The sequence below is a fragment of the Glutamicibacter sp. HZAU genome (genome assembly GCF_004100365.1).
Classification (GTDB): Bacteria; Actinomycetota; Actinomycetes; order Actinomycetales; family Micrococcaceae; genus Glutamicibacter; species Glutamicibacter nicotianae.
Genome location: NZ_SCKZ01000008.1, coordinates 80097 through 95887, shown reverse-complemented (window position 1 = coordinate 95887; position 15791 = coordinate 80097). Strand labels below are relative to the sequence as shown.

The window sequence follows — 15791 nt, the reverse complement described above, 5'->3', positions numbered from 1 at the left end:
CTAGCTACTTGGGCAGGAAAATGCTGAGGTTTCCTCAGATTATCGCTGTGATGCCATCTTTCGCCGGGCATGAAAAAGGCGCACCCTCGGGTGCGCCTTTTTCTAGTTCACGCCACGCAGGTCCAGCAGCAGCTTGTTCTCGCCGTCCGCGTCCAGCATCACCGGGATGCCCCAGTCCTGCTGGTACAGGTGGCAGGCCGCGTGATCCGGGATCTCGCCGCCCGGCTCGCCGTCGCAGGCCGCCGCGCGGGCGGTAATGTGCAGCACGCCGTCGGCCACCTCCGGGTTCAGCTCCAGGGTGCGGGTCAGGCCCACCGAGGTGCCGGCCCCGTCGAGGAGCAGCTCCTCCGGGCTGGCCGAAATCTTCAGCTGGGTCGGATCGCCCCAGCGGTCATCGAGCTTCTGCCCCTTCGGCGCGGCGAAGCGCACGAGGATCTCGTGCTTTCCGGCCTGCACGCGGGTCTTGGGGCGCTGGGTCTGGCTGGCGCCTTCATCCACCACCAGGGCCTCGGCAGGAATCGGGATGCGCACCAGCTGGTGGGTGTTGGTCTCCACGACCAGCAGCACCGGGTCGCCGTCCACGGTGGTGTCCACCAGCACGTCGGCCGGCTCCTTCAGCCCCTTGGCCAGGGTGGAAACGGTCTTGGTGGCCGGGTCGAAGCGGCGCACCGCCCCGTTGTACGAGTCGGCGATCGCGATCGAGTGGTCAGGCAGCACCGCAACGCCCAGCGGGTGCTGCAGGCGCGCCGCCTCGGCGTCGCCGTCGCGGAATCCGAAGTCGAACAGCCCGGTGCCCACCGCGGTGTGCACCGACTGGGCCTGGCCGTCCTCGACCTCGATCCAGCGCAGGGCGCTGGTTTCCGAATCGGCGATCCACACGTTCTCGCCATCCAGGGCCAGGCCCGAGGACTGGGCGAACCAGGCCTGGTCCGGCGCCCCGTCGGCCAGCCCTTCCAGGCCGGTGCCGGCGAAGACCGACACCGCCGAAGTGCGCGGGTCGAAGGCGAAGATCTGGTGGGTGCCGGCCATCGCGATGATGATCTTGCCCGAAGGGTGGTAGAGCACATCCCATGGGGAGGACAGCGAAATGTTCAGCGCGTCGGTGCCCAGCTCGGTTGGCTGGACTTCCTGGCGGGCGTTCTCCGAGTCCAGCAGGCGCTGCACGCCGTTGCCGGCCAGGGTGCCCACCTGCCCGGTGGCGAGGTTGACCGAACGCAGGCGGTGGTTGACGGTGTCGGCGACGACCACGTCATAGCCGAGTTCCGCGGCCAGCTCGGCCGGCAGCGCGGCCAGCCCCTGCAGCTCGTTGAACTGGGCGGTCTGCGCGTCGCCATCGGCGTAGCCCTTCACCCCGGAGCCGATGGTGCGCACCACGGACAGATCCGCGGCCAGCTCGACGAGCCGGTGGTGGCCCGAGTCGCCCACCAGGAAGTTGCCGTTGGCCAGGGCGATGGCCTTGCCCGGGAAGCGCAGGTCGCCTTCGCGGGCCTCGGGAGCCACGTACGGCCCGTTGCCGCGGTGCAGCGTGCCCTTGGCTTCGTGCTCAGCCACCAGTTCCTCGATCAGCGAGCCCAGGCCCTGGGCGTGGCCTTCGCCGGAGAGGTGGGCGACGATGTAGCCTTCGGGGTCCAGCACCACCAGGGTTGGCCAGGCGCGCGCCCCATAGGCCTGCCAGGTGACCAGCTCCGGGTCATCGAGCACCGGGTGGTGGATCTCATAGCGTTCCACGGCTGCGGCCAACGCATCCGGGTCCGCTTCGTGCTCGAACTTCGGCGAATGCACGCCGACGGTGACCAGCACATCCGAGTACTTCGCCTCCAGCGGGCGCAGCTCGTCGAGCACGTGCAGGCAGTTGATGCAGCAGAAGGTCCAGAAGTCCAGGATCACGATCTTGCCGCGCAAGGCATCCAGATCCAGCTGCTTGCCGCCGGTATTCAGCCAGTTCCGGCCCAGCAGCTCGCTGGCGCGCACCTTGTAATTGGCGCGGACGGATTCGGAAGTGCTCATGGTGGTCCTTTCGCTGTCGCCGCGGCTGCGGCAATTCGAACCTCAATTATCTGCCACCGCCGCCCGAACGGGCGAACGGTGTTAAGCAACATTGAGAAAAGTGTGAAGTTCTTGCTGGTGCAACCACCGGCCCGGGCCGGGTATTCCCGCTAGGGCAGCTGCGCGAGCACGGTGTCCATGATGCTGGTGGCCACCTTGTTGAAGGTGGCATCCTGCAGCGAGGTGGTGGACATGAAGGAAACCATCACCGCGTACCGATCGGTGCTCTTGATCAGCACCAGCGAATCCTGCGCATACTGCCCGTCGCGGCTGTAGTACAGGGCCGAGTCGGCTTCCGGCACGCCGGGATCCGAGAACTTCAGGGTCTCGCGGTAATCCAGGCCGTTGAGCTTCACGGTTTTGCATTCGTCCAGGATGGTGGCTACGTTCTTGTTGTGCGCCGCGACCTTGGCCGCCTTATCGCCGAGCTTGGCGACCTCCACCGAACCGGTGATCGACTGGTTCTCGTTGGTGAAGTCGGTGCGCGCCGCCTCGGTGCCCAGCTGCACCGGCGACCAGTTCAAATCCTCGATCGGGGCCGAGCACTGGGCCGGCAGCACCACGATGTCCTTGAGCGTGTCGGTGGGCGGCGTGGCCAGGGATTCGAGGTCCTTTCCCTGGATCTTCGCGCTGGCCGGGAAGCCGAGCTCGGCGGCCATCACGGCCCCGGCGGTGGTGGCCACCTGCGCGGTGGTCATTTCCGCAGGCTCTTCAGCCTGCTCGGAGGCGCTGGGCGTCGCGGTGCCCTGCACGGCGATCTTGTGGGTCTCGTCCTGCGGCATCTCCTGCTCCGCGGAGCAGGCGGTGGCAGCGAGCAGCGCGCAGGCCATCAGCGAGGAGGCGAGGATCTTCTTGATGCTAGGCACGGGGGTCCCTTCGGTCGGCCTGCTTGTAGCGGGCGAACATTTCGTTGTAGGCAGCCAGCTCGGCATCGTTGTCGCGCTCGGCCTGGCGGTCGTAGCGCTTGGTGTCCTTCTTGTCTTGGCGCAGCCAGGAGATGACCACGAAAATCGCCAGCACCAGCGTCGGCACCTCGCCGATCGCCCACATCGCCCCGGCGCCCACCACCTGGTCCTCCAGCGCGGTGCCGCCCCAGGTGCGGCCCATGTTCCCGAAGTAGTCGGGGGCCAGCAGGGTTTCGGTGCTCATCAGCGCCACGCCGAAGAAGGCGTGGAAGGCGACGGTGGCCAGCAGCACCACCAGGCGCATCGGGTACGGGTAGCGCTTGGGAACCGGGTCGGCGTCCACCAGCGACAGGGCGAACAGGTAGCCGGTGAGCAGGAAGTGCAGGTTCATCAGCTCGTGGCCGGCGTGGTAGCGCATGGCCGGTTCGAGCAGCGGGGTGAAGTAGAAGACCACAATCGACCCGGCGAAGTTCACGGCCGCGAAGATCGGGTGGGTGATCACCCTCGAGTAGCGCGAGTGCACCAGGTAGAGGATCCATTCGCGCGGGCCGCGGGTGCCATCGGCGCGCGAAGGCAGCACCTGCAGCAGCAGCGTGACCGGCGTGCCCAGGACCAGGAAGATCGGCACGATCATGGTCAGCGACATGTGGTCGACCATATGGGTGGAGAACTGGATCTTGCCGTACACCGCCACCGCGCCGCTGGTCACGTAGAACAGCGCGAACAGGCCGACGATCCAGCTTGCCAGGCGCAGCACGCTGGGCTTGTCCCCGCGGCGGGCGAGCTTGATGAACGCCCACAGGTACACGGCCAGGCCGAACAGGCAGACCGCCACCCAGATCCAGTCCATCCGCCAGGTGGTGAACCAGGCGGCCGTGTCCGGAGCCGGTGGCAGGTCATAGCCGGTGAGCAGTCGCGCCGGGGTCGCTTCGGCCGGCGGGGCGTCGGAAGTCGGCGGAGCGGTGCGCGCCAGCACGGTGGCCACCGACATCACTGCGGCCATCAGGACGACCTCCGCGGCCACGACCTGCCAGGCCGCGCGCAGCGCGGTGAACTTGCCCTCCAGCAGCTTCGGGATCACCATCCGCCGATGCCACAGGCCCAGCATGCCCAGTGCCAGGGTGATCAGCAGCTTCACGATCACCAGGGTTCCATACGGGGTCAGCCACTGGTCCCAGTCGGTGATACGGATGACCGCGGAGGCCAGCCCGGAGCCGATCATCAGGAATACCGCGAAGGTAGCCAGCGCCGAATAGCGCTTGAGCACCACCCCGGCCAGCACCTGCCCGCGGACCCGGCCTGGCGCTTCGCCTCCCAGCGTCGGGGCGAGCAGGGCCAGCACCATGATGCCGCCGAACCAGAGGACCACGGCGAGCAGGTGCAGGCCGATGGAGTTCACCGCGGCGAAGTGGTCGTCTCCCCCGGCCGCGTGGCCGATGAACGCCAGCGGCAGGATGCCGAACAGCGAGAAGAGGGCGCTGAGCCCCACCGTGGTCTTGGAGCGCACGGCCAGCGCCAGCGAGCTGGTGATCGCGGCGATCACCACCATCCAGGCCCAGGCCCGGCCGGTGGTGATCGACAGGATGTAGTCCAGGATCGCTGCCGAGTACTGCGGGTCCATGCTCATCGGGATGCCTGCCAGGTCCCAGAAGGTCAGCAGCATGACGGTGGCCGCGGACAGCGTCCACACCACCGCCGCCCCGGCGGCGATATTCATCGTGCGGGTGAATGCCGGATGGGCGTCCCCTTCGGTATCGCGGGTCACCTTGGCGGCCCGCGGGATGATCGCCGCGGCGAACACCAGTGCTGCGATGCTCAGCGCCATCGAGGCGTGGTGGATGGCCCGGGCGATGGGCAGCGACCAGCGCACGAACGCCCCGGGATCGGCCAATTCCGCCGGCCGGGCGATCCCGGTGAACAACACCGCCGCCAGGAAGGCCACCGCCGCGGCGAGGATTCCGGGCAGGATGAAGCGGGCAACTGAAACCGTACGCTGTGTATCCATAACCTTCTCATCATCTCATTCTTCGCCCGGCCGGTCACCGTGCGGCCGGGCGGGTTGGGCGCATCTCACATTTGAAGCTGCTCCCCCAGATAGCCGCCTTCAGCCACCCCGGGCAGGATCGCATACAGCCCTGATCCCACCGGCTTCAGCCAGGTGTTCAGCGCATCCGCGGCCGCCAGCCGGTGCTGCACCGGGATGAAGCTGGTTGCCGGGTCGCGCTGGTAGCTGGCGAACAGCAGGCCCGAAGCCTGCCCGGCGAAGTTGTAGCCCCGCCGGTGCATGACTTCATCGGCGCTGCCCGGCCTGGCCAGCGCCACGTGGGCGTTGGCCGCGATCGCCGGCAGCCCGAGCCCATTGACTGCTGCGAGGTCCACCGGGTCATCGACGCTGCCGCCGGACAGCGGCGAGCCGTCGGCCTGCCGCCGGCCCAGCGCGTGGTCGCGTCCTGCGGCGTCCACCTCGTCCCAGCCGTCCAGGTCCATTTCGAACCTGCGCAGCGCCAGCGTGGTCCCGTTCTCGATCCAGCCCGGCTGGCCGAACACCGCTTCCGCGCGCACCTCCCCCTCGGGGTTGTTGACGCCGTCCAGCTGGCCGAACAGGTTGCGGAACCCGTGCACGCCAGGGCTTGCGAACCCGGTTTGGGCGAAGCGCCGGGAGGCCAGGCCGCGCAGGTTCTTGGATACCGCCCGCACTGCATGCTGCAGCACCGTGGGATCCTGCGCGCAGAACTGGATCAGCAGATCGCACTGCCCGTACTGCTGTTCGAGCTGGTCGCCGGCGAAATGCGGCAACGTGCCGATCTGCCCGTGCCCGGCCACATCGAGCAGGCTCTGGCCCAGCCCCACGGTGAGCGTCAGCTCGCATCCGGGCTGCGCCATTTCCGGTTCGGTGTCGGCCAGCACTCCGCGGCCGCTGGCCAGCCTGGCCGCATCATCGGTGATCATCTGCAGGATCGCGCGCAGCTGGTCCTTCTTCGACCCTTCGCGCCAGTGCAGATCCCATCCGGCGAACACCGCGTGGGCCTGCTGGCGATCGAGGATCCCCGACTGGTACTTGCCGTAGAACGGGCGGTAGCCAGGCTCAGCGGCGCTGGCCGCTGGCACGCTGAGCTTGCCGGTGCCGAACCCGGTGAGCATCCCGCCCAGCGCGGCGGCCGCAGTGGTGCCCAGCAGCGCCCGGCGGTCCACGCTAATGCCCGGCATGCTCGTCGTAGCTTTCCTTGGCTCCGTCGAAGTTGCGGATCGGGAAATCGACCTCGGTGCTCGACCCGTCGGCGAACTCCAGCGTAAGCCTCGCCGTCTGGGCGGCCACCAGCGGCTGTTGCAGGTCCATGAACATCAGGTGGTTGCCGCCCGGTGCCAGCACCGCGTCCTTCCCGGGTTCGATCACCAGGTCCCCTTCGAGCTGCGCCATCGTCTTGCCGGTGCCGCGCATTTCGTGGATCTGGATCTCGTCGCCCTGCGCGTTGCTGATCTGGTGCAGCGCAATCGGCGTGGCCGACGTGTTATGCAGGATGCCGAACGCCGCGCTCATGCCGGATTCGGCGGCCTTTGCCCAGGTCTCGCTCGTAGTCAGCGCTTCAGCCTGCCGGACGGGTTGCTGCTCGCTGCCCGGTGCGGGTGAGCCAGCGCCCTGCGCGCAGCCGGCCAGCAGCAGTGTGAGGCCCAAGGCCAGTGCAGAAGTCTTTAGGAATTTCATGTTCTCAAGCTTTCAAAATCGGTGTGCAGGCGCGCCAAAGGCAGCGGTGGCCTCTGGCGCACCGGAAGAGTGGGGGGTTACTTGGACTGGCGCATGAACTTGGCTAGCACGCCCAGCGCACCGCCGAGGATGACCACGCCGATGATCACCCAGATGACCGGGCTCACCGAGCTGCCCAGTTCCTGGACCGGGTTCTGGCCTCGTTCCTCGTCAGCGGAGCCGGCAGTCTCGCTTGGAGCGGCTGGCTCGCTGGAGCTGACCAGGGTCGGTTCGGCCTGCGGCGCGTCGATGCTGAAGCCGATCTTGTTCTCGATCGGGTGCCCGTCAGAGGACACCACGCGGTAGGTCAGCTGGTACTCCCCGTTGGCCAGTTCCTGTGCAGGGGTGACGGTGACCTTGGTGCCCTTGGTCTGCGCTTCGGTGTCGATCTTTTCCCCATCCAGGGTCAGCGAGACCACCGTGGAGTCCACGCCGGATAGGCTCTGGAGCACACCGGAGAATTCCAGGGTGATGTCTTCCGGGGCCTGCTTGACGGTGGCGCCGTCCTTCGGGGTGGAGCCGATCAGCTGGTCGTGGGCGTTGGCCGCGCTAATCGAGCTGGCAAAGGCCAGCAGGGAGAGCGCCAGTACGGCGATCACGCGCGAGAACTTCTTGGTTGCTACGGTCATGGTTTTCCTTCCAAGCCCCTGTCGGGGCGCTTCGATTCTTTACTCAGGCGGCAAGAATGAAGCAGGGAGGACCACGGCGCTCCGGCAGCCTTCCCAGTTGCGCCAGCTTGGGTTGGAAGCGCAAGGGGAAGTAGGCGCGAAGCGGCCGGGCAGCAGGAGCCTGCACGCGAATGCGCGCGAGGATCCGCCGAGCCGTTGACAGGGTGAGGCAGCCGCCCAAGACCTTGAGCAGGCGTTCACCGCCGTTGAGCACCACAATGCTGGCGAACGCGGCCAGCACGTGGGCGTAGAGCATCGATTCGGTATGCACGTTGGCGTACTGCGCAGTGATGTTCTGCGCCAGCTCCAGATTTCGTCCCGCATGATGGACGTGCTCCATGCCGGAAAGATCGCCGCTCGGGTGGCTCATCACCGACAGGCTCAGGTGGTAGAGCCCTTGGCTGAGCAGCACAACCAAGCTGGTCGCCCACAGGGAGAATTTGCGGCCAACCAGCACAACGCTGATCGCCGCGGAAACGCAGGTGATCAGCACCATGGCCACGACCGACAGCGCGGTCGGTGCGCTGTGGGCATGGGCGGCAAAGGCTGTCCAGGTGCACACGCTTGCCGCTAACCAGCCGCGCAGCACGCGGGCAGCGGGTTTCTGTGACACGGTGGGCAGCCATTCTTAGTGGAAATCTTCAATCATGGCTGATTCTACGCGAAGTAGAAGTATGTCTCAAACGCTGCCCAAATGGCATCAGATAAAGCGAAAGGCCCGTCCCTGACTCCTGGATTTCTCCGGAGCGGGTCGGGCCTTGCGCAAAGCTCTACAGGAAGCTTACTTCTTGGCTACAGCAGCCTTCAGCTTCGAACCAGCGGTCAGCTTGACCGAGTGGCCAGCAGGAATCTGGATTGCTTCACCGGTCTGCGGGTTGCGGCCGGTACGAGCTGCACGATCGGTGCGCTCTACAGCCAACCAACCTGGGATCGACACCTTCTCACCCTTGGAAATCTGGTCGACGAAAACCTCGAAGACTGCATCCAGAACACCGTTGACGGCAACCTGGGAGTTTTCGGTCTTCGCTGCAACAGCAGCAACAAGTTCGCTACGGTTCATAGCCAATGTATGGTCCTCCTGGACTAGTGATCCAAGGCCCTCTGCCGGGCCCGGACGCCGCGCGGTCGCACGGACTTATCAGTGAGAACATATCAAACGTTTTGCCCTGAAACGCCGGAAAACGGGCGGAAAACCGGGATTTTTTCAACTAATTGCAGATTTCTTGGCTCAACGGCACCATTTTCGAGCTGAATGAAAGCTTTTGCAACGCTGCTTAACGCGGCAAGGCCCGCCAAACCGAGGACGGATGGCGGGCCTTGCGCAAAGCTCTACAGGAAGCTTACTTCTTGGCTACAGCAGCCTTCAGCTTCGAACCAGCGGTCAGCTTGACCGAGTGGCCAGCAGGAATCTGGATTGCTTCACCGGTCTGCGGGTTGCGGCCGGTACGAGCTGCACGATCGGTGCGCTCTACAGCCAACCAACCTGGGATCGACACCTTCTCACCCTTGGAAATCTGGTCGACGAAAACCTCGAAGACTGCATCCAGAACACCGTTGACGGCAACCTGGGAGTTTTCGGTCTTCGCTGCAACAGCAGCAACAAGTTCGCTACGGTTCATAGCCAATGTATGGTCCTCCTGGACTAGTGATCCAAGACCCTGTTCCGGGCCCGGACGCCGCGCGGTCGCACGGACTTATCAAGAGTTGAACTTACCAGCTGGCGGCGACAAAAAGTGCATCATCATGCGGATTCTGCTGAATTTTTAGCCAAATCGAAGGTGTGAAAGTTCACCCGGGACCTACAGCGCGAACGGATCGAGTCCCTCATTTGCCTTCACGAACAGCTCCCAGGCTTTGCCTTGCAGCTCTTTGCCGCGGGTCTCTTTCGCCGGGCTGGCCAGTACCGTTGGGCCCTTCATCAGGTATTTCGGACCCAGGTAGCAGCCTCGTGGCGCGGCATCCAATTCAGGTGCCAAGGCCGCTTCGACCAAGGCCACGGCTCCTTCATGTTTGCCCTGCGCGAAACCGGCCTGCAATTGGCCGATCAGCCGCTTGGTGTAGTCCGGATCATTGATGCTGGGCACCTGCGGGGACAGCCCGGAGAGCGCATATCCCGGATGGATCGCCAGCGCACGGGCCGGCAGTTCCAGCTGGCGCAGCCGGTGGTCCAGGGCCAGGGTGAACGCCTGCACTGCCGCCTTGGACTGCACATAGGCGCGGTAGGGATGATAATCGCGGGCCAAGGCCAGATTCTGCGGATCGGTGGCCAGCATTCGGGTGGACATCGACCCCAGGCCGATGAACCGCATCGGCTGGCTGAAGCGGTCGGCGAGTTCGCCGGCCAATCGTGCGTGCCCGATGAAGTTGGTGCTCATGGTCAGCTCGTAACCGAGCAGGCCCGCTTGGCGTTCCCGCGGCGCCCTGATGATCCCGGCGTTGGCGATCAGCGCGTCCAGTGGCCGATTGCGCAGCTCGGCCGCCAGTCCCATGGCAGATTCAATGCGCGAGGAGTCATACTGCATGAATTCGACGCGGGCCCCCGGCACGCGCCGCCGGATCTGCTCCATCGCATGTTCTGCGCGGCTCTGGTTGCGGCAGGCAAGAATGACCTGGGCACCGGCCTGCGCCAGGCCGAGGCTGGCGAAGAAGCCGAGGCCGCTATTCGCGCCGGTCACTACGACGGTCTTGCCGTGGCCCAGTGGCGCCCACCGCTTCCGGTTCGCGTAGATGTCGGCTGCGGGTTGCGGATAGGGGGTCGCTGGCTTCATGGTTACACGCTACTACAGGGCCGGCGCTCGAATGCCGGTGGGACATGGCAGTTGAGCCAAACCCCCAGCGACCTCGCAGCAGCATGTGGTGCCCATGGTCTTCGGCGATCCGCCCGGACCCTCGAGGATTGGTTTTATTCGCCCAGCTCCTGCGTGGATGGCTCTGGAAAGCCTGCAGGCGCATTGCCGGGTTCCAGCCCGCGGTGGGATCATTGGAAGATGGAGCATGACGATGCCGCGCTGAATGCGGCCCGGTACAAGATGAAGCAGGACAGCAAGCCGCTGCCGGTGGATGAGTATGCGCAGGCCACCGGGATGGCTCCCGTTGAGAAGCAGAAGACTCCCCTGCAGCTGCATGCCGAGAACGAGGCCTGGGAGGTGGCCAACTCGGTGCTCGATGAGGCCTTCGCCCGCGGCGACTTCGACAATCTGGCTCTCGCCGGACAGAAGATCGACCACATCACCAGCAACGATGATCCCGACTGGTGGCTGAAGTCGATGATGCGCCGCGAGCAGCTCACCGGCCTGGGGCCACCTGCGCTGACCTTGCGGGTTGAAGATGAGCAGATGGAGCAAACCCTGGACCGCTTGCCCACTGAGCGTGCGGTGCGGGAGCATATCGAGGATTTCAATGCCCGCATCATTGAGGCACGGCGCCAGCTGCTGGGCGGACCGCCGGTGATCACCGCCATGCGCAATTCCACTGCCGAGGTGCTTGGCTGGCAACAGCGCCGCGCGGAGAAACCTGCACCGCAGGAAGAGCAAGCGCCTCCGAAACGCCGGTGGTGGCGGCGTTAAAAGGCGAAGCCGCCCTCCCGAAACGGGAAGGCGGCTTGCTAAGTCAAAAGACTTGCAGGTCTTACCAGGAAGACTTGGTGATGCCCGGAAGCTCACCACGGTGTGCCATGTCGCGGAAGCGAACACGGGAGATGCCGAACTTCTGGAAGGTACCGCGTGGGCGACCGTCGATGGCGTCGCGGTTGCGGACGCGCACTGGGGAAGCGTTGCGTGGAAGCTTCTGCAGGCCTACGCGTGCAGCTTCACGAGCTTCGTCGGTTGCGTTTGGATCAACCAGGGTCTTCTTCAGTTCGAGGCGCTTTGCAGCGTAACGCTCGACAATGACCTTGCGCTGTTCGTTCTTTGCGATCTTGGACTTCTTGGCCATGTCTTAGCGCTCCTCTCGGAATTCTACGTGCTTGCGGACTACCGGGTCGTACTTCTTCATGACCATGCGGTCAGGGTTGTTACGACGGTTCTTACGGGTTACGTAAGTGAAACCGGTTCCAGCGGTGGACTTCAGCTTGATGATCGGACGTACGTCCTTATCCTTCTTTGCCATGTTTAGAGCTTCACACCCTTCGCAATCAGGTCAGCAATAACAGCGTCGATACCGCGAGCATCGATTACCTTGATGCCCTTGACCGACAGGGTCAGGGTCACCTTACGGCGCAGCGAAGGCACGTAGTAGGTCTTCTTCTGGATGTTCGGATCGAAACGACGCTTGTTGCGACGGTGCGAGTGGGAGATGCTATGTCCGAAGGCCGGAGTAGTACCGGTTACCTGGCAAACAGCTGCCATGATCACTCCTCAGTTAGTTAGTAGTAAAATTCGGCGGTACTCGCGCACAGTGCCCATACCTAAATATCGACACGGCTTGATGCGTTATGAGTCCCGCCAACCAGTGAAACACCGTTAATACTGCACACTAGGAAGGTAACCAGGCTGGGTGAGAACCAACCGAAGAGCCTTAAAGTATGTAAGTCGGTGAACTTCGCAACCGGTCGAGCAATTTCCCCGTACTCAGTTGGCCACGATATTCGGTATTACGGGCAACGCGCAGTCGTTCTGCCGTCAGACGGCATAGCAACACACGCGATTAACGCCTGATTAGCTTATCGAGAATTTCTCAGTGTTCCAAATCGGAATTCTCTGAGTTCAGGATCCAATGATCAGCATCGAGCGATGTCGTGATCTTGCGCGTGATCCGCGTAAGATCCTTAACATCCTTGTCATCAAGGGTATCGAAGAGCAGCCCGCGCACCGAGGCGACGTGATGAGGCGCCATGTGCCGCACAGCTTCCCACCCTTCTTGCGTTAATGAGGCGATTTTCACACGGGCGTCTTCCGCAGACTGCTCGCGGATTACCCAGCCGCGCTTCTCCAGCTTCTTCACCACATGCGACAGCCGTGACAGCGAGGCGCTGGTATGCGAGGCCAGTGTCGTCATCGTCAGCTGGTGGTCCTTGGCCTCGGAGAGCATGGCGAGCATGTGATAGTCGAAAAGCGTGATGCCTTCCAGTCCCTGCAGATCGGAATCCAGGGCAGCCGGCAGCAAAGTCATGACCGCATGTAGTCCAAGCCAGGCGTCGCGTTCAGGCTGAGAGAGCCAAACTGGCTTATCACTCATGAAGTTTCCAATCGTTTCGAGAACTGCAATTATCGGGCCGGGAATGTATCAAACAGTAGGGTACATACCGTAAAGCTAAGTATTTACTATATGTCAGATGCCCATAATTCAGCTCTGTGCCAATATTTCCTTCCGCTAGCCATCCTAATGGGCTCTCGTCTCGGACGCTTTCCGCTGGCACGCTTCCTGCGTTGAAGCGGAAGAACTGCCACCGGCCGATGCGCATGCCCACACTCCGTACCAGGCCAGGATCTCCCGATGGACTTGGCGGACCGGCACGCGGGGCATGCCAAAGGCCCGCGCTCCTGGAGCGCGGACCTGGGCACGGATTCCGGGGCAGCTAGGAATTTTCCAGCTGCTTCTTCTTGCGGTAGCTGATCACCTGCCCGATGACCACCACGAGCAGGGCGAGGATGAACATCGCCGAGCCGATGACATTCGCCTGGGCTGGAATGCCACGGGTCGCTGCCACATAGATGAACTTCGGGAAGGTCTGGAAAGTGCCGGAGTTGAAGTTCGTGATGATGAAATCGTCGAAGCTCATCGCGAAGGACAACAGCGCAGCGGCCACGATGCCCGGCAGCAGCAACGGGAAGGTTACCTTCCAGAAGGCCGTGCGCGGCGAGGCATAGAGGTCGGCGGCGGCTTCCTCCAATCGCGGGTCCAGCGAGGAAACCCGCGCCCTGACCGTGACGATCACGAAGGACATGCAGAACACGATGTGGGCGATCACGATGGTGGTGTAGCCCAGTTCCCAACCGAGGTTCAGGAACTGCGCCAGCAGCGACGCGCCGAGCACCACTTCCGGCGTCGCCAGCGGCAGGATGATCAGCACATCGGTGAGCTTGCGAAAACGGAACTTGTAGCGGACCAGGCCGATGGCGATCAGCGTGCCCAGGGCGGTGGCGACGATGGTGGCCACCGTGCCGACCTGCAGCGAGTGCACCAGCGACTCGCACACTGCCGGCGCGCCGCAGGGGTTCTGCCAATTCGCCAGGGTGAAGCCGCGCCATTCCAGGTTGGTGCGGCCCGCATCGTTGAAGGAGAACACGAAGATGTAGGCAATCGGGACCAGGAGGTAGATGAAGGCCAGCCCGCCGACAGCAGGAATGAACCAGCGTCCAATTTTCTGCTTCATGCTACATCAGCTCCTTGGTGCCGAAGCGGCGGATATAGATCGTGACCAGGATCAGGATCGAGACCATCAGCACGAAGCTCAGGGCCGAGGCGCCGGGGTAATCGATGACCTTGAAGAACCTGGAGTCGATCACCTGGCCGATCATTGTCGTATTGCGGTTATTGCCCAGCAAGGCCGCATTGACGTAGTCGCCGGCGGCCGGGATGAAGGTCAGCAGGGTGCCGGCAAAGACGCCCGGGGCGCTCATCGGCAGGGTCACCTTGAAGAACGAGGTGATCGGGCTGGCGTACAAATCCCCCGAGGCTTCGAGCAGGCGGGTGTCCAGCCGGCCCAGGTTCGCGTAGATCGGCAGCACCATGAACGGCAGGAAGTTATAGGTCAAGCCGGCGACCACCGCGATCGGCGTGGCGGTCAGGTGCCCGTCGGCCGGCAGGATCGCGAGGAACTTCAGTGTCTGCGCGATGAACCCCTCGTCGGCCAGGATCTGCTTCCAGGCCTGGGTGCGCAGGATGAAGCTGGAGAAGAACGGGGCGATCAGCAGCACCAGCAAGATGCCCTGCAGCAGCGATTTCTCGCGCAGGCGGACCGCCACCAGGTAGGCCATCGGGAAGCCGATGAGCAGGGCCAGCACGGTGGCGATCAGCGCGAAGCCAAAGGAACGCAGCAGCTCGGGCCAGTAGGCGGCGAGCACCGTGGCGTAGTTGCCGATTTCGAAGCCCGGCACGAACTCGCCGATTTCCGCGCCTTCGGGCTTCACATACAGGCTCATCGCCAGCAGCACGACCACCGGCAGCGCGAAGAACAGGGCCAGCACCAGCATGCCCGGGGCGATCAGGTAGACGCCGGTACGCCCCTTGCGCCGCTCCGCCCGGATCTCCTCGCGGCTGCGCAGGTCCGCGTTCCCCTTGGGCACCACCGTCATGGCTGTTCCACCCCGGCATCCTCGTGCTCGGCGCCGGCCAGGCCGAAGGAATGCTGGGCATCCCAGGACAGGTGCACGGTGTCGCCTTCGGCGGCCGGCTGCTGGCCGCGGTTCTGCGCGAAGGTCCCGATGGTGCCGATCCCGTCCACCTCGACCAAGTATTCGGTGGTGGTGCCGGTGAAGGACACGTCGATCACGGTGCCGGATAGGCGGTTCTCCCCCGCATACCCGTCGCGCGAGATCGTGATCTTCTCCGGGCGAACCCCGACCACCACTTCGCCTGAAGTCTGCACCGCGCGGTCGGCCGGCAGCAAGATGCTCTGCCCATTGACCAGCACGCTGAGCATCCCGGCCTCCTGGCCTGTGACCGTGCCGCGCATCAGGTTGGACTTGCCCAGGAAGTTCGCGACGAATGCGGTCTTGGGCAATTCATACAGTTCGCGCGGCGGGCCCATCTGCTCGATCCGTCCGCCATTCATCACCGCGACAACATCGGCCATGGTCATGGCCTCTTCCTGGTCGTGGGTGACGTGGATGAAGGTCAAGCCCACCTCGGTCTGGATGTTCTTCAGCTCCAGCTGCATCTGCCGGCGCAGCTTCATGTCCAGCGCTCCCAGCGGCTCATCGAGCAGCAGCACCTGCGGGCGGTTGACCAGCGCGCGGGCCAGTGCCACACGCTGCTGCTGGCCGCCGGAGAGCTGGATCGGCTTGCGGTTTGCAAGATGCCCCAGCTCCACCAGCTCCAGCCCGGCCTTCGCCTTTTCCATTGCCTGCTTGTCCTTCTTGCGCTTGAGCCCGAAGGCCACGTTCTCCAGCACGCTCATGTGCGGGAACAGCGCATAGGACTGGAACACGGTGTTCACCGGACGCTGGTGGCTGGCCAACCCGGTCACGTCCTGCCCGCCGATCGAAATGCTGCCCTCGCTGGGCGCTTCCAGGCCGGCGATCATGCGCAGGGTGGTCGACTTGCCGCAGCCCGACGGACCGAGCAGGGCGAAGAAGGTGCCCGAAGGGACCACCAGGTCGAGCTCCTTGACCGCCACGAAGCTGGAAAAGCGCTTGGTGATCCCGGACAGGTGCAGGTCCGCACCCGTGGCAGTGGTTTCAGTACGCGGTGCCAAGATTGTCATGCCCCTATCACTTCCTGGAACTGGTTCTGGTCAACGGTTGGCGCCGAACGGCGAGGCGCCTGGAC

General features: G+C 64.1%; 18 protein-coding genes. 1 reads left to right on the top strand and 17 read right to left on the bottom strand.

What is annotated here, in order from left to right; translation table 11 throughout:
- Nucleotides 1-102: 102 nt before the first annotated feature.
- The 10 genes from EKH49_RS13460 to EKH49_RS13415 form a co-directional block, all read right to left on the bottom strand.
- A complete protein-coding gene (locus EKH49_RS13460) occupies nucleotides 103-2007 on the bottom strand; it encodes an NHL domain-containing thioredoxin family protein (RefSeq protein WP_128471237.1) in 1905 nt (634 codons plus the stop codon).
- Nucleotides 2008-2156: 149 nt separating this feature from the next.
- Entirely contained in the window at nucleotides 2157-2912 is a 756-nt protein-coding gene (locus EKH49_RS13455) for a hypothetical protein (protein ID WP_128471236.1), read from the bottom strand.
- Nucleotides 2905-4956, bottom strand: a complete 2052-nt coding sequence (locus tag EKH49_RS13450) for a cytochrome c oxidase assembly protein (protein ID WP_128471235.1) — start codon at nucleotides 4954-4956, stop codon at nucleotides 2905-2907. The genes EKH49_RS13455 and EKH49_RS13450 overlap by 8 nt, the downstream gene beginning before the upstream one ends.
- Nucleotides 4957-5021: 65 nt before the next feature.
- Complete coding sequence (locus tag EKH49_RS13445) at nucleotides 5022-6158, bottom strand: Dyp-type peroxidase (RefSeq protein ID WP_128471234.1); 1137 nt, start codon at nucleotides 6156-6158, stop codon at nucleotides 5022-5024.
- On the bottom strand, nucleotides 6145-6654 hold the full coding sequence (locus tag EKH49_RS13440; RefSeq protein ID WP_128471233.1) for a copper chaperone PCu(A)C: 510 nt from the start codon (nucleotides 6652-6654) through the stop codon (nucleotides 6145-6147). Before EKH49_RS13440 ends, EKH49_RS13445 begins: the two co-directional genes overlap by 14 nt.
- A gap of 77 nt (nucleotides 6655-6731) precedes the next feature.
- Nucleotides 6732-7322 (bottom strand): copper resistance CopC family protein, encoded by a 591-nt coding sequence (locus EKH49_RS13435; protein ID WP_128471232.1) that lies wholly within the window; start codon nucleotides 7320-7322, stop codon nucleotides 6732-6734.
- Nucleotides 7323-7365: 43 nt separating this feature from the next.
- Entirely contained in the window at nucleotides 7366-7974 is a 609-nt protein-coding gene (locus EKH49_RS13430) for a hypothetical protein (RefSeq protein WP_128471231.1), read from the bottom strand.
- A 168-nt stretch (nucleotides 7975-8142) separates the two neighbouring features.
- Nucleotides 8143-8427 (bottom strand): HU family DNA-binding protein, encoded by a 285-nt coding sequence (locus tag EKH49_RS13425; RefSeq protein WP_013349906.1) that lies wholly within the window; start codon nucleotides 8425-8427, stop codon nucleotides 8143-8145.
- Between the two features lie 274 nt (nucleotides 8428-8701).
- A complete protein-coding gene (locus EKH49_RS13420) occupies nucleotides 8702-8986 on the bottom strand; it encodes an HU family DNA-binding protein (RefSeq protein WP_013349906.1) in 285 nt (94 codons plus the stop codon).
- Nucleotides 8987-9160: 174 nt separating this feature from the next.
- Nucleotides 9161-10129, bottom strand: coding sequence for an SDR family NAD(P)-dependent oxidoreductase (locus tag EKH49_RS13415; protein WP_128471230.1), 969 nt, complete (start codon nucleotides 10127-10129; stop codon nucleotides 9161-9163).
- 219 nt (nucleotides 10130-10348) lie between these two features.
- On the opposite strand from EKH49_RS13415, the gene EKH49_RS16600 reads away from it, so the two are divergent.
- Nucleotides 10349-10927 (top strand): J-domain-containing protein, encoded by a 579-nt coding sequence (locus EKH49_RS16600; RefSeq protein ID WP_161567526.1) that lies wholly within the window; start codon nucleotides 10349-10351, stop codon nucleotides 10925-10927.
- A 61-nt stretch (nucleotides 10928-10988) separates the two neighbouring features.
- On the opposite strand, the gene rpsN is transcribed toward EKH49_RS16600, so the two are convergent.
- From rpsN to EKH49_RS13375, 7 genes are all read right to left on the bottom strand, one after another.
- Nucleotides 10989-11294, bottom strand: coding sequence for a 30S ribosomal protein S14 (rpsN, locus tag EKH49_RS13405; RefSeq protein WP_038990287.1), 306 nt, complete (start codon nucleotides 11292-11294; stop codon nucleotides 10989-10991).
- 3 nt (nucleotides 11295-11297) lie between these two features.
- Nucleotides 11298-11468, bottom strand: a complete 171-nt coding sequence (gene rpmG / locus EKH49_RS13400) for a 50S ribosomal protein L33 (protein ID WP_013349910.1) — start codon at nucleotides 11466-11468, stop codon at nucleotides 11298-11300.
- Between the two features lie 2 nt (nucleotides 11469-11470).
- Nucleotides 11471-11707: a 50S ribosomal protein L28 gene (gene rpmB, locus EKH49_RS13395; protein WP_013349911.1), complete on the bottom strand. Its 237-nt coding sequence runs from the start codon at nucleotides 11705-11707 to the stop codon at nucleotides 11471-11473.
- 328 nt (nucleotides 11708-12035) lie between these two features.
- Nucleotides 12036-12536 carry a MarR family winged helix-turn-helix transcriptional regulator gene (locus EKH49_RS13390; protein ID WP_128471228.1) on the bottom strand — a complete coding sequence of 167 codons (501 nt, stop codon included), beginning with the start codon at nucleotides 12534-12536 and terminating at the stop codon, nucleotides 12036-12038.
- Nucleotides 12537-12876: 340 nt separating this feature from the next.
- Complete coding sequence (locus EKH49_RS13385) at nucleotides 12877-13674, bottom strand: ABC transporter permease (protein ID WP_128471227.1); 798 nt, start codon at nucleotides 13672-13674, stop codon at nucleotides 12877-12879.
- A 1-nt stretch (nucleotide 13675) separates the two neighbouring features.
- Nucleotides 13676-14596, bottom strand: a complete 921-nt coding sequence (locus tag EKH49_RS13380) for an ABC transporter permease (protein WP_128471226.1) — start codon at nucleotides 14594-14596, stop codon at nucleotides 13676-13678.
- Nucleotides 14593-15726, bottom strand: coding sequence for an ABC transporter ATP-binding protein (locus EKH49_RS13375; RefSeq protein ID WP_128471225.1), 1134 nt, complete (start codon nucleotides 15724-15726; stop codon nucleotides 14593-14595). The genes EKH49_RS13380 and EKH49_RS13375 overlap by 4 nt, the downstream gene beginning before the upstream one ends.
- Nucleotides 15727-15791 lie beyond the last annotated feature (65 nt).

Bases quoted from the DNA above. Each gene is read 5' to 3' on its own strand.
- EKH49_RS13460 (WP_128471237.1), bottom strand. From the start codon at position 2,007: ATGAGCACTTCCGAATCCGTCCGCGCCAATTACAAGGTGCGCGCCAGC.
- EKH49_RS13450 (WP_128471235.1), bottom strand. From the start codon at position 4,956: ATGGATACACAGCGTACGGTTTCAGTTGCCCGCTTCATCCTGCCCGGA.
- EKH49_RS13445 (WP_128471234.1), bottom strand. From the start codon at position 6,158: ATGCCGGGCATTAGCGTGGACCGCCGGGCGCTGCTGGGCACCACTGCG.
- EKH49_RS13440 (WP_128471233.1), bottom strand. From the start codon at position 6,654: ATGAAATTCCTAAAGACTTCTGCACTGGCCTTGGGCCTCACACTGCTG.
- EKH49_RS13435 (WP_128471232.1), bottom strand. From the start codon at position 7,322: ATGACCGTAGCAACCAAGAAGTTCTCGCGCGTGATCGCCGTACTGGCG.
- EKH49_RS13415 (WP_128471230.1), bottom strand. From the start codon at position 10,129: ATGAAGCCAGCGACCCCCTATCCGCAACCCGCAGCCGACATCTACGCG.
- EKH49_RS16600 (WP_161567526.1), top strand. From the start codon at position 10,349: ATGGAGCATGACGATGCCGCGCTGAATGCGGCCCGGTACAAGATGAAG.
- rpsN (WP_038990287.1), bottom strand. From the start codon at position 11,294: ATGGCCAAGAAGTCCAAGATCGCAAAGAACGAACAGCGCAAGGTCATT.
- rpmG (WP_013349910.1), bottom strand. From the start codon at position 11,468: ATGGCAAAGAAGGATAAGGACGTACGTCCGATCATCAAGCTGAAGTCC.
- rpmB (WP_013349911.1), bottom strand. From the start codon at position 11,707: ATGGCAGCTGTTTGCCAGGTAACCGGTACTACTCCGGCCTTCGGACAT.
- EKH49_RS13390 (WP_128471228.1), bottom strand. From the start codon at position 12,536: ATGAGTGATAAGCCAGTTTGGCTCTCTCAGCCTGAACGCGACGCCTGG.
- EKH49_RS13385 (WP_128471227.1), bottom strand. From the start codon at position 13,674: ATGAAGCAGAAAATTGGACGCTGGTTCATTCCTGCTGTCGGCGGGCTG.
- EKH49_RS13380 (WP_128471226.1), bottom strand. From the start codon at position 14,596: ATGACGGTGGTGCCCAAGGGGAACGCGGACCTGCGCAGCCGCGAGGAG.
- EKH49_RS13375 (WP_128471225.1), bottom strand. From the start codon at position 15,726: ATGACAATCTTGGCACCGCGTACTGAAACCACTGCCACGGGTGCGGAC.